Origin of the sequence: Luteimonas aquatica (genome assembly GCF_022662575.1) — a bacterium.
Lineage (GTDB): Bacteria > Pseudomonadota > Gammaproteobacteria > Xanthomonadales > Xanthomonadaceae > Luteimonas > Luteimonas aquatica.
Window position 1 is genome coordinate 183,619 of the sequence record NZ_JALBFU010000002.1, and the last position, 12,448, is coordinate 196,066.

10 protein-coding genes are annotated in these 12,448 nt (G+C 70.9%); 1 reads left to right on the top strand and 9 read right to left on the bottom strand.

Going from position 1 to position 12,448, the window contains the following annotated elements:
- Positions 1 to 11: 11 nt before the first annotated feature.
- The 5 genes from MD221_RS06870 to MD221_RS06890 all read right to left on the bottom strand — a co-directional run bounded on the left by MD221_RS06870 (position 12) and on the right by MD221_RS06890 (position 5,677).
- On the bottom strand, positions 12 to 1,361 hold the full coding sequence (locus MD221_RS06870) for a S41 family peptidase (RefSeq protein WP_242108865.1): 1,350 nt from the start codon (positions 1,359 to 1,361) through the stop codon (positions 12 to 14).
- Positions 1,358 to 1,849, bottom strand: coding sequence for a MarR family transcriptional regulator (locus MD221_RS06875; protein ID WP_242108868.1), 492 nt, complete (start codon positions 1,847 to 1,849; stop codon positions 1,358 to 1,360). Before MD221_RS06875 ends, MD221_RS06870 begins: the two co-directional genes overlap by 4 nt.
- Positions 1,850 to 1,926: 77 nt before the next feature.
- Positions 1,927 to 3,162, bottom strand: a complete 1,236-nt coding sequence (locus MD221_RS06880) for a multifunctional CCA addition/repair protein (protein WP_242108870.1) — start codon at positions 3,160 to 3,162, stop codon at positions 1,927 to 1,929.
- Between the two features lie 55 nt (positions 3,163 to 3,217).
- Positions 3,218 to 3,595, bottom strand: a complete 378-nt coding sequence (locus MD221_RS06885) for a PH domain-containing protein (protein WP_242108872.1) — start codon at positions 3,593 to 3,595, stop codon at positions 3,218 to 3,220.
- Between the two features lie 78 nt (positions 3,596 to 3,673).
- Positions 3,674 to 5,677 carry a lytic transglycosylase domain-containing protein gene (locus MD221_RS06890; RefSeq protein WP_242108874.1) on the bottom strand — a complete coding sequence of 668 codons (2,004 nt, stop codon included), beginning with the start codon at positions 5,675 to 5,677 and terminating at the stop codon, positions 3,674 to 3,676.
- A 168-nt stretch (positions 5,678 to 5,845) separates the two neighbouring features.
- Between MD221_RS06890 and MD221_RS06895 the strand changes: the two genes are divergently transcribed.
- On the top strand, positions 5,846 to 8,740 hold the full coding sequence (locus tag MD221_RS06895) for a TonB-dependent receptor plug domain-containing protein (protein WP_242108876.1): 2,895 nt from the start codon (positions 5,846 to 5,848) through the stop codon (positions 8,738 to 8,740).
- A gap of 131 nt (positions 8,741 to 8,871) precedes the next feature.
- On the opposite strand, the gene MD221_RS06900 is transcribed toward MD221_RS06895, so the two are convergent.
- The 4 genes from MD221_RS06900 to MD221_RS06915 form a co-directional block, all read right to left on the bottom strand.
- Complete coding sequence (locus MD221_RS06900; protein WP_242108878.1) at positions 8,872 to 9,645, bottom strand: endonuclease/exonuclease/phosphatase family protein; 774 nt, start codon at positions 9,643 to 9,645, stop codon at positions 8,872 to 8,874.
- A 76-nt stretch (positions 9,646 to 9,721) separates the two neighbouring features.
- Complete coding sequence (locus MD221_RS06905; protein WP_242108880.1) at positions 9,722 to 10,567, bottom strand: thiol:disulfide interchange protein DsbA/DsbL; 846 nt, start codon at positions 10,565 to 10,567, stop codon at positions 9,722 to 9,724.
- A gap of 40 nt (positions 10,568 to 10,607) precedes the next feature.
- Positions 10,608 to 11,249: a thiol:disulfide interchange protein DsbA/DsbL gene (locus tag MD221_RS06910; protein WP_242108882.1), complete on the bottom strand. Its 642-nt coding sequence runs from the start codon at positions 11,247 to 11,249 to the stop codon at positions 10,608 to 10,610.
- Between the two features lie 242 nt (positions 11,250 to 11,491).
- Entirely contained in the window at positions 11,492 to 12,358 is an 867-nt protein-coding gene (locus MD221_RS06915; RefSeq protein ID WP_242108883.1) for a c-type cytochrome, read from the bottom strand.
- Positions 12,359 to 12,448: the final 90 nt, after the last annotated feature.

The following is a 12,448-nucleotide window of genomic DNA, read 5'->3' on the forward strand; positions in this document are numbered from 1 at the left end:
CCGTTCGCCGGCTATGGCGCGCGCGGGAAGATGCGCGGTTCGGGCGAGTCCATCCAGCGCATCTCCAGTGCCTGGCCGGTCAGTCGCGCGCGCGCCATGTCGTTGCCTTCCAGCGCGAACAGGCCGTCTTCGGTGAGCGGCGACAGGCGCGCCGTCGGCCGGTTGGGACGCTCCAGCCACAGCGCGCCGTCGCGATAGGCGATCTCGGCCATGCCGGGACCTGAACCGCCGGGGCGGCCGTAGCGTCCGGCCAGCGCCGAGAGCGCGGCGGGGGCGAGCGTCACGGGATGCAGGCGCGCCCGCACCCCGACCTTCACCCAGGCGTATTCGGCCTGCGCTTCGGGCGAGGCCTTGGGGTCGGCGGAGAGCCGGTCCAGGGCCCGTGCCTGCGCGAGGTCGAGCGCCTGCGCCGAGGGTGCCTCGACGTCCGGCGCCACGCCCGTGCCTTCCCAGTTGCCCTGGCTGACCGGATGCACCGGGCGTCCGTAGGACACGCTGAGGATGAACTCGGGCGCGATCGGCAGCAGCTTGTTGTTGTTGGCGGCGCCGGAGGTCTTGGCGCCGATCAGCTCGCCCAGCTTGAACTGCTGCACGTCGTAGGCGAAGGCCTCGGCGGCCGAACCGGTGAAGCCGTTGATCAGCACGTAAAGCGGCTTGCCTTTCAGCCGGCCGGCCGGGACGTGTTCGAGGATGCGCGATTGCACGGGCGGCTTGTCGCCTTCCAGGAAGGTCATCTCCAGCGTGTCGCCGTCCATGAAGTGGCTGACCAGGTAGCGCACCGCGGCGTGCGAGCCGCCGCCGTTGTCGCGCACGTCGATCACGATCGCGTCGCCCTCCCTGAGGAAGCGCATGGCCGCGTCGTAGGCGCCGCCGGTCTCGTCGTTGACCCAGTCGAAGCCGCTGATCTTCAGGTAGCGGATGTTGCCCGGCAGGCGCTTCATCTCCACCAGGCCGTGGTGGTCGCGGATGGCCTGGCGGCGGAAGAAGGCCTCTTCGCCGGCGTCGCTGTCCGGAGAGGCCAGCGCCGCGGTGTAGGCGGGCGCATCCACGCGCAGCGAGAGATGCCGGTCGTGCGACACCTCGCGCAGGTCCTCGGTGACGCGCTCGGCGAACAGGAAGGGATCGTCCACCTCGTAGCGCCCGGAGCGCTGTCCGCGCTCCAGGCGCTCGAGGATCTTCGGCCGCATCTTGGGAAAGACGTAGCGCTCGCGGAATTCGCGCCCGATCGCCTGCAGGGCGTCGGCGCGCATCTTCGCCGTCAGCGGCGCCGCGCGTTCCTGCGCGAGCGGGGCCGCGGCCGCGCAGAGCAGGCCGGCGGCGAGGAAGACGGCGACGAGGCGGGAAGCGGCGCAGCGCATCATGGTGAGGCGTCCTGGTGGGAGGGGCGGGAAGGAGCGGCCGATGCGATCCGGTCGCCGAAGGGATGGCGTTCCAGCGCGTCGATGGCCTCGCGCAGCAGCGCCGAGAGCGGTGCCGACAGTTCGCGGTCGAGCGCGTCGGCCGCGGCATTGGTGGCGGCCCAGTGCCGTCGCAGCCGCGGGATCAGCGCCTCGGCGTCGGCGGTGAGCGCGACGATGCGCTCGCGCGCGTCGCCGCCGGGGCGCAGCTGCACCAGGCCCTGCTTGGCCATCTGCGAGACGGTCTGGCTGGTCGCCGAATGGGTGATGCCGGCGTGCAGGGCGATGCCGCGGATCGAGGCCGGCCCGAGTTCGAGCAGGGCCCGGACCACCGGCGTGAAGCGCGGCCGGTAGCCGGGGATGCTGCGGGCGTAGGTGGTCTCGACGGCACCGTCGAGGGTCTCGATAAGGTGCCGGAGCAGGGTGCCCAGGGTGGCGGTGCGGGAGATCATGGCGCATATGTAACAGCGCTGTTATATCTACGCAAGTGCCCATCCCGCCGGCGTCTGCGGCGGGTTTCGGGCGGAAGTCAGGCGTCGGGCGGTGCCCGCCGGGCTTGGGCGATGGCGGCGATGCGGGCCTTGCGCAGGGCCTCGCCGAGCGCCGGCCCGGTCAGGCCGGAGGCGGCCAGGTCGGCGCCGCGCACCGCGGCGGCGGCGGCGTGCAGGCGCCGCAGCTCGCGGCCTTGCGGATAGTCGCTCTCGGCCAGGCCGGCGCGGCCGCGCTTGTCGGCCTCGCAGACCAGGGCCAGGCGGGCGACGCGCTCGGGCTTGCGGAAGGCGTCGCAGCGCGCCAGCAGGTCGTGCACGGTCTCGTCGCGCAGTTCCGGCAGGCGATGCACGTTCAGATGCTCGCGGCAGGCGAGCAGGGCGAGGTCGCGATGCTCGGCGGGTACGCGCAGCCGTTCGCACAGCGCGCGCAGCGGCGCCAGGCCGCGCTGCTCGTGCTGGACGTGGCGCGGCAGCTCCTCCACGGGCGTGAGCGCCTTGCCGAGGTCGTGGGTGAGCGCGGCGAAGCCGACCGTGTCGTCGCCGGGCGCCAGCCGCGCGGCCATGTCGCAGACCAGTTCCACGTGCACGCCGGTGTCGACCTCGGGATGGAACTCGGCGCGCTGCGGCACGCCGTACAGCGCATCGACCTCCGGCAGCACCGCGCGCAGCGCGCCGCCCTCGCGCAGCGTGCGCAGGAAGGCCGACGGCCGCGCGCTGCGCAGCGCGCGCGCCAGTTCCTGCCAGACGCGCTCGGGCACCAGCGCGTCGAGCTCGCCGGAGTCGGCCATCTCGCGCATCAGCGCCAGCGTTTCCGGCGCTACGGCGAAGCCGAGCGCGGCCAGCCGCGCCATGAAGCGCGCCGCGCGCAGCGCGCGCAACGGATCCTCGACGAAGGCCGGCCCGACGTGGCGCAACACGCGCGCGCGCAGGTCCTCGGCGCCGCCGTAGGGATCGACCAGGGTGCCGTCGGGAGCCTGGGCGATGGCGTTGATGGTGAAGTCGCGGCGCTGCAGGTCCTGCTCCAGCGTCACCGAGGGGTCGCTGTGCACGACGAAGCCGCGGTAGCCGCGCCCGGACTTGCGCTCGGTGCGCGCCAGCGCGTACTCCTCGCCGGTGCGCGGATGCAGGAACACCGGGAAGTCGCGCCCCACCGGCTTGAATCCGGCCGCGAGCATGGTCTCGGGCGTCTCGCCGATGACCACGTAGTCGTTGTCGCCGGCCGGCTGGCCGAGCAGCCTGTCGCGGACGGCGCCGCCGACCAGGTAGGTCTTCATCGGCGCGGCATCGCTGCGGCAAGCACGGCGTCGACCGGCGTCGTATCGGCCGGCGTCATTTCGAGGTGTTCTGCGCCAGGATCGCGACGATGTCGGTGGCGCCGGAATTGCGTCCCAGGTGCAGGTCGAGCGGGGCGGCCTGGCCGGAGATCCAGATGCGCAGGTCGGCCTCCAGGTCGAAGTGCCCGGCGGTTTCCAGCGAGAACATGACGATGGCGCGGTAGGGCACGCTGCGGTACTCCACCTTCTTCGCGGTCACGCCCTGCTTGTTCACCAGGATCAGGCGGCGGTCGGTGAATACGATCAGGTCGCGGATCAGGCCGAAGGCGCGCTGCGGCGCCTCGCCCGGCGCCAGCAGCGGCGCGAACTCCTCGCGGATGTCGTCGAGCGATTTTTCGCCGGCGTGGCCGAGCAGGGTGTCGAGGATGCCCATGGGAGACTCCGATGCGGCGGGAACCCGTTGTAGGAGCGCCATTGTAGGAGCGCCGCCGGCCGGCGGCGCAAGGCGCGCTCAGCCGCCAGAAGCGGTGGGCGCGGCGCAGACGAACTTCTTGCGCGGCCCGCGCGTGTCGCCGCGCAGGCGCTGCGACAGAGGCAGGGCGTCGCCATCGCCCTTGCCCGCGGCGCTCATGCGCCAGTCGTAGAGCACGCTGAAGGCCAGCACGCGCGCCACGTACTCGCGGGTCTCCTTGTAGGTGACCGTCTCGATCCAGAAGTCCGCGTCCATGCCCGGCCGCTGCGACTGCCAGCGCGCCACCGGCGTCGGGCCGGCGTTGTAGGCGGCGATGGCGAAGTAGGGCTGGCCATACTTGTCGAGCATCTGCCGCAGGTAGGCGCTGCCGATGGTGATGTTGGTGTCCGAGTCGTACAGGCTGTTGGCGCCGGCGTAGGGGATGCCCAGGCGCTTGGCGACGCCGGCGCCGGTGCCGGGCACGATCTGCATCAGGCCCATGGCGTTCGCCCCCGAGCGCGCACGCGGGTTGAACACGCTCTCGGCGCGGATCTCGGCCGCGACCCAGGCCGGGTCGAGCGCGTTCTTGGCGGCCTCGCGGCGGATGGTGTCGCCGTGGTGCAGCGGGAAGCGCAGCCGGTACAGGCGCGACTCGTCGGGATAGTTCTTGCCGCCGACGTTGACCAGGCCGAACACGGCGCGGTCGAACCAGCCGTCGTCCTGCGCCACTTCCACGGCCAGGCGGCGCTGGGTGTCGTCGAAGCGCGAGAGCGCGTCGTCCCATTCGCGCAGCGCCCAGCTGGTGCGGTCGATGCGGTTCAGGGCCAGGGCGCGCACCAGGGCCGGATCGCGGGCGACGGCGGCCTTGGCGGCGGCGTTGACCGGCGGGTCCCAGGGGCAGAGCGCGTAAGGCAGGCCGAGGCGGTCGGCGGCCAGGAAGCCGTGGAAATCCGACTTGGCGGCGGCGGCGCGGTACAGCGGCGCGGCGGCGGCCTTGTCGCCGGCCAGCTCCGACAGGCGCGCGGCGAAATAGCTCCAGCGCGAATCGCCGCGCTGCTTCTCGCCCATCTTGTTGATCGCCGCGAGCGCGGCGCGCCAGTCCGAGCGCGTCATCGCCTCGCGCGCGCGCCACTCGTGCAGGCGCTCGTCGTAGGCCGCCTCGGGCACGGCGTTGAGGCGGCGCGCGGCGTCGGGTTCGTAGGAGGCGACCGTCCACAGCGCGATCTGGTACAGCACGCGGTTGCGCTCGGCGTCGCTGAAGCCCAGCGCCTGCGCGAAGCGCGGCAGCGCCGCCTCGGCGGCGACCGGCGTGGACTTGGCCAGCCGCGCCAGGCCCTGCGAGGCCATCGCCCGGCTGCGCGCGGTCTTGGGCCAGCCGAGCGCGCGGTCGTTGACCGCCTCGAAGAAGGCGGCGTAGTCGTTGGCGAGCGCGAACTCCTCCGCCGGCAGGCCGCGCGCGGCCGCGCGCATCACCGCCGGCTGCCATTCCTCGGCGGCCTTGTCGATGCGCTCCCAGCGCAGCGCCGGCGGCAGGCCGCCCTTGGCGGCAAGCACGTTGAAGGGCGCATCGCAGCCGTCGGGCAGCGACTTGCCGCTGCTGCGCCACAGCGCCTGGGCGTCCTTGGTCCATTGCGCGTCGGCGCGTCCGGTCGCCTGGCGCGCGTCGAGTTCGGCGCAACGCAGCTTCACGTCCTTGATGCCCGGCTTCCACGCGGCCAGGAAGGCAGGCCAGTCGTCGCGGCGCGCCGTGCCCGCCAGCCACAGCTCGCGGAAGGCCTCGCCCACCGCCTGGCCCTGGTAGCGCTTGAGGAAGTCCTGCGCCTGCGCGTTGGGCAGGGTGTCGATGTTGCGGCGCAGGCTCACGTATTCCAGCCAGCCCAGCAGCGGGTCGCGCGCGAACGGCGCCATGTCCACCGTCTGCCCGCGCTCGCTGGCCTCGAAGGCGGCGCGCAGCGCGCCGTCGGAGGCGGGGGCCTGCGCCTGCGCCGCGAAGGCGCAGGCGGCGGCGGAGAACAGGAGGGCGATCGGCGCGGCGATCGGCGGGAGGCGTCGGGATTTCGGCATCGCCGGACTATAGCCGATGCCATATGAATTGGATTTTTCGCACATTTTTGACGCGTGTCCGGATATGTGTGGCGGGCTCGGCCTTGTATGTGCCGGGGGACTTGTTTACAAAGCCGTAACGTCGCGGGCAGGGGTGCGGCGTCCAGACCATTACCGGGAGAGAGCTCGATGAAGTCGTTGTCCCGCCATCAGCTGGCCATTGCGGTCCAGCTGTCGCTGCTGTGCGCCGCGCCGCTCGGCATGTTGCCCGCCCTGGCCCAGGCGCAGGATGCCCCGGCCGCGAGCCAGGAGGCCAAGACGCTGGATACCGTCCAGGTCACCGGCTCGCGCATCAAGAAGGCCGAGCTGGAGACGGCGGTCCCGGTGCAGGTCCTGACCCGCGAGGACATCGACCGCTCCGGCTACAGCTCCGTTTCCGACATCGTGCAGAACCTCACCGCCAGCGGCGCGGGCCTGAACACCAAGTTCAATTCCAGCGGCAACTTCGGCTTCCCGCCCGACGGCGGCGGCGTCGGCGCCGGTGCCGCGACGGTGGACTTGCGCCACCTCGGCGCCAAGCGCGTGCTGGTGCTGGTGGACGGCATCCGCTGGGTCAACGAATCCTCCGCCTCCGGCGTGGGCGCATCGGTCGACCTCAACACCATTCCGCTGTCGATCATCGACCGCATCGAGGTGCTGGAGGACGGCGCCTCCTCGATCTACGGCTCCGACGCCATCGCCGGCGTGGTGAACATCATCACCAAGCGCAATGTCGATGGCGCCAGCGTCGAGCTGAACTACGGCCAGTACAGCAAGTTCGGCGGCGGCGACACCTACGGCGCCGACGTCAGCTGGGGCGGCAGCACGGATCGCGCGCAGTGGTTCCTGGCCGGCTCGTACTACAAGCAGAAGGAAATCTCCTCGGCCGACTACTGGGCCGCGCGCGTGCCGGTGCCGGGCACCGGCCTGGCCAACGGCAGCTCCGCGACGCCGCAAGGGCGTTTCGTTTTCATGGACCCGAACACGGGGCAGGTCCACAGCATCACGCCCAACAACGGCGTCAGCGACCCGGCTTATACCGCGCAGCCGGATTGCCCGACCGCGCGCACCGACGATTTCCACTGCTTCGGCACCCCGGACCGCTACAACTTCGCGCCCAACAACCTGCTGCTGACGCCTTCCGAGCGCAAATCGGTGTTCGGCCAGGTGCGCTTCGAGTTCACGCCGACGTTCAGCGGCTACGTCAAGGCGCTGTACAACGAGCGCGAATCGGCCAACCAGGCCGGACCCGAGCCGATCTTCCTGGGCACCGACGCCGGCGTCTACAACAAGTGGGCCGAGCAGCTGCTGGTGATTCCCGCCAACCAGGCCTACAACCCGTTCGGCTTCGACCTCACCACCATGGGCGCCAACCCGAACCTGTTCCTGATCGGCCGCCGTCCGACCGAAGGCGGTCCGCGCCGCTACGAGCAGAAGGTCAAGACCTGGTACGTCAATGCCGGCCTGGAAGGGACCTTCAACGTCGGCGACCGCCCCTGGAGCTGGGATGTGAACTTCGTGCGCAGCGAAAGCAAGGCCGACCAGACCAACTACGGCAGCTACAACCTGCGCAAGATCAACCTGGCCCTGGGCGATCCGGCGGTATGCGCGGCCACGCCGGGCTGCGTGCCGTTGAATATCTTCGGCGGCGAGGGTTCGATCACCCGGGAAATGCTCAACTGGATCCAGCCGGTGGTGCGCGACGAGAGCGAGAACAAGCTCACGCTCGCCTCGGCCAACCTCACCGGCGACCTGTTCGAGATGTGGGCCGGTCCGCTGGCCTTCGCCGCCGGCTACGAATATCGCAAGTACGAGGGCAGCTACACCCCCGACCCGATCACGGTGGCCGGCGAGTACAACGGCGTGCCCTCCGGGCCGACGGCGGGCAAGTACGACGTCAACGAAGCCTATCTCGAACTCAGCGTGCCGCTGATGAAGGACACCGCCTTCGGCAAGAGCCTCGACCTGAGCCTGGCGGGCCGCTACTCGAAATATTCCACCTTCGGCAGCAAGAACACCGGCAAGATCGGCCTGCGCTGGCAGGTGGCCGACGAACTGCTGTTGCGCGCCTCGTGGGCGCAGGGTTTCCGCGCGCCGACCATCGGCGAGCTGTACGGCACCCTGAGCCGCTTCGATGCCACCCTGGCCGATCCCTGCTCGGGGCTGGCCACGGTTACCCCGGAGTGCGTGGCCGACGGCGTGCCGCAGGGCTACGAGCAGACCAACTCGCAGATCTCGGTGGTCACCTCGGGCAATCGCGAGCTCAAGCCCGAAAGCAGCCGCAGCCTCATGCTGGGCGCGGTGTGGAGCCCGTCGTTCGCCGACAACGCTTCCTGGTCGGACAAGCTCGACCTGGGCGTGACCTTCTACAAGCACGAGATCACCGATGCCATCCAGGCGCCGGATGCGCAGGCGATCCTGGATCGCTGCGTGGCCAACCGCGACCCCGCCTCCTGCGCGGCCTACGATCGCAGCTCGACCGGCCAGATCGTCCGTTTCGACGATATCCTCGACAACCTCGGCACCATCAACACCGACGGCTGGGACTTCACTGCAGCCTGGGTCCTGCCCGAGCGCGACTGGGGCCGCCTGAGCTTCGACTGGAAGAACACCTGGGTCACGCGCTACGAACTGGTCAACGAAGCGGGCCTGACCGAGCCGCGCCAGCCCGGCATCGAGGTCAACAACAGCGCGATTCCGGAATGGACCTCGACGCTGGTGAGCAATTGGAACCTCGGGCCATGGAACGTCGCCTGGACCATGCGCTACATCGAGGGGCTCGACGAGACGTGCGGCGGCGCCGCCGGATTCCCGATCTGCGACGAGGGCAACGTCAACCATCTCGGCGGCATCACCTACCACGACCTGCAGGTGTCCTGGGAGACGCCGGCCGTGGCCAAGGGCCTGAAGCTCACCGCCGGCGTCAACAACCTGGCGGGCAAGGACCCGCCGACCTGCCTGAGCTGCTCGCTCAACGGCTACGACGCTTCCACCTACGACCTGCCGGGCCGTTTCTGGTACGCAAGGATGAAGTTCGATTTCTGAGCCGGCGCTGCCGGAGGCAAGCACGCGAAGCCGGCCTCGAGCCGGCTTCGCGCTTTCCGCGCGCATCGCGGGCGGTCACGGCGGATTGATTTCGATGCGGCGGCTCCGGCCAGGCGCTTCCGCCAGGCCGATCAGCGCCGCAGCGCGTCCTCGGGCACGTCGAGTTCCATCGACAGCGCCAGGTGGTCGGAGAAGGCCGCCGGCAGCGCGCGCACGTTGCGGCTGCCCAGGTCGCCGGTGATCAGGATGTGGTCGATCGCCCGTTGCGGGCGCCAGCTCGGGAAGGTCGGCACCAGCGAGACCGAAGGCTGCAGGCGCGTATGCCGGTACAGCGCGCCCATCTCCGGGCGGTCGGCGGTACAGTTGAAGTCGCCCATCAGCACGGCATGGCGCCGGTCGCCGATCAGCTCGGCGATGTAGGCCAGCTGCGCGCGCCGCGACTGCGCGCCGAGCGAGAGGTGCGCGATCGCCACCAGCAGGCCGTCCTCGCCCTGGCCGAAGCTGGCCAGCAGCACGCCGCGGCCGCGCACGCGGCCGGGCAGGGCATGGTCGACCACTTCCAGCGGCTCCAGCCGGCTGAGCAGGCCGTTGGCGCTGGAGGCGACGTTGCCGATGCGCCGATTGGGCTGGTGGCTCCAGTAGTCGAAGCCGCCGCGCTCGGCCAGATAGTGCGTCTGGTTGGTGAAGCCCGAGCGCCAGCTGCCCGGATCGCTTTCCTGCAGGCCGACGATGTCGTAGTCGCTGGCGAGCTGGGCGATGGCGTCGAGCGCGCCGCGCTTGTTGCCGGCCGGCAGCACGTGCGACCAGCTGCGCACGGCGTAGTCGCTGTAGCGCCTGGTGCTGGAGCCGGCCTGGATGTTGGCGCTGAGGAGTTTGAGCGGTTGCGTCGGCATCGGAGCAAGCATCGCGCCCGTCATTCCCGCGCTGGCGGGAACGACGGCGGGCGGTGGCCTGGCATGCGGGCTGGGCCTGCGTCGGCGGTTACTTGCGCGCCGCGCGCTCCTGGGCGATCAGCTGGTCGGCGATGCGCAGCTGGTCGTCGCGCGTGTTGCCCTTGACCAGGTACTTGCCGTTGATGATCAGCGACGGCGTGCCCTGGATCTGGCTGCGCAGCGCGAACTGCTTGGCCTTGCTGGTCTTGCCGGCGATGGCGAAGCTGGACATGGTGCTGGCGAACAGCTTGGGATCGACGCCGTACTTGGCGTAGAACTTGGCGATGTCCTCGACCGAGTCGCGGCCGCGTTCGCCCTTGAGCGTCTGCTCGATGTGGATGGCGCGGTACAGGTCGTCGTGGCTCTTGTCCTCCACGCCCATCGACTCGGCGGTGTAGTAGGCGCGCGCGTAGTCGTCCCACATGCTGCCGAACAGCGCCGGCACGTAGGTGAAGCGCACGTCGGCCGGCAGCTTGGCCTTCCAGGCGCCGAGCTGCGGCTGGAAGCTGGCGCAGGCCGGGCACACGAAGCCGAACACCTCCACCACCTCGATCTTGCCGTCGAGCGGGGCGAAGGGCTGGCCGTTCTTGATCTCGTCGTAGTCCTGGCCGGGCACCAGGGCGGGACCGTTGGCGGCGGGCGCGGGGGCGGCGGCGGCCTCGGCCGGCTGCGGTTCGGCGGTGGGCGTGGCGGCGGCGGGCGTGGCGGCGGCGCCATCGGCGGGTGCGGCGGTTTCGGCGGCGGGCGCGGCGTCGGCCGGCGCAGTCTCGGCAGGCGCGGCCGGGGTTTCGGTGGCGGCGGGCGCGGGCGTCTCGGCGGCCGGGGCGTTGTCCTGGCGCGAACAGGCCAGCAGCGGCAGCAGGGACAGGGAGAGCAGGGCGAGGCGCAGGGTCATCGGAAAGATCTCTCGTCGGTGATGTCGGATCGGTCGCGGATCAGCGGCGCTTGGCCGCCGCGCGCTCCTTGGCGATCAGGTAGTCGGCGATGCGCAGTTTATCCTCGTAGGACTTGCCGTCCACGCGGTACTTGCCGTTGATGATCAGCGAAGGCGTGCCCTGCAGGTTGACGCCGAGCAGGAAGGCGCGCGCCTTCTCCATCCTCGCATCGACCGCGGGGCTGCCCATCGCGGCCTTGAACTTGGCCACGTCCACGCCCTGCTGGCCGTAGAAGGCGGCCAGCTCGTCGACGCTGGGGCGGCTCTTGGGCACGGTTTCGCTCTCGTGCACCGCGCGGAACAGCGCGCCGTGGGTCTTGCGCAGCACGCCGAGCTGCTCGGCGGAGAAGAACGCGCGCGAAAAGTTGTCGCCCGCGTCGAAGGCGGCCGGCAGGTAGCTCAAGCGCACGTCCTTGGGCAGCTTGGCCTGCCAGGTCTGCAGCATTGGCTCGAACTCGGCGCAATGCGGGCACCAGTAGGCGAACACCTCGACCACCTCGATCTTGCCGTCCGGCGCCTGCCAGGGCTTGCCGTTGATGACGCTGTAGTCCTCGCCTTCCACGGGCGCGGCGGTCGAGGAGGATTGGGCGCAGGCCGCCAGCGGCAGCAACACGAGCAGGAGGATGGCGAGGCGGCGGATCATGGCGGGTCCGAGGAGGTGGATGCGGTCAAGTGTGTCATGAATGCGTTGCATGCAGGCACGCGGCTGAACGGCGGTCCGCACGCGGCGCGACATGCCTGCGCGATCGGCGCGCAAGCGGCGTTGTCCGCGCCATGGCGCGGTTGCCGTCCGGCGCCACCTAAAAAAACGCCGACACAGGACACTGTGCCGGCGTGCGATTCAAGGGCTGTACGACGCTTTGGACAGCGTCGATGCCGGGAAGTTCATCCGCCCTGGGCGGGGGCCTGGGCAGGCGGCGCGGGCGCGGCCGCCGGGGCGGGGGCCGGCGCGCTCTTGGCGGCCTCGGCCATCGCCGCCTGGGTGGCCATGTCCGGGCGCTCGTGCAGGCCCTGCAGGTAGCTGCCCAGCGAGTTGATCTCCTCGTCGGTCAGCGTCTTGGCCACGGTGGCCATGATGTTGAACAGGTGCGCATCGCGCTCGGTGGTGGTGCCGGCGCGATATTCCTGCAGGCGGCGCACCACGTAGGCCGACTGCTGGCCGCCCACGTGCGGGTAGGCCGGACCCGGGTTGCCGGCGCCGGCGGGGCCGTGACAGGCCATGCAGGCGGGGATGCCGCGGCTCTTGTCGCCGGAGCGGAACAGCTGCTGGCCGACCTCGTAGAACTTCTTGTCCTTGTTCGGGCCTTCGGCGATCACGGTGTCGTCGGCGATGCCGGCGCCCGCGGTCTGCGCGGCGAAGTGCGCGCCGATGTCGCGCATGTCCTGGGCGCTGAGCGTGGAGGCGAAGGGCACCATCACCGCGGCCATGCCGGTGTTGCGCTCGCCGCTCTTGAACAGCGCCAGCTGGCGGGCGATGTAGCGCTCGCTCTGGCCGGCGATGCGCGGGTACTGCGGATCGGTCGGGTTGCCGTCCACGCCGTGGCAGGCGGCGCAGGCCGCGGCCTTGCCGGCGCCGGCCTTCGGGTCGCCCCACTTCGCCTTGGCCAGCTCCGACACCGCCGACGCGTCCAGCGGCGCGCTCTGCACCGGCGCGTTCTCCGGCAGCGGCGTGACCGTGGTCTGGGCGAAGGCGGCTGCCGCCACCGCGAGAGCGGCGAGGCCGGCGATACCGTAGGCGCGAGCGTGGCGCATTAGCTGGGCTCCGAAATCCTGGTCGTGCTTGGGTTGCGCGGACCCCCGGGTCCGCGCGCAGCGCGGGCGCCGTGAAGCGCCCGCTCGAAC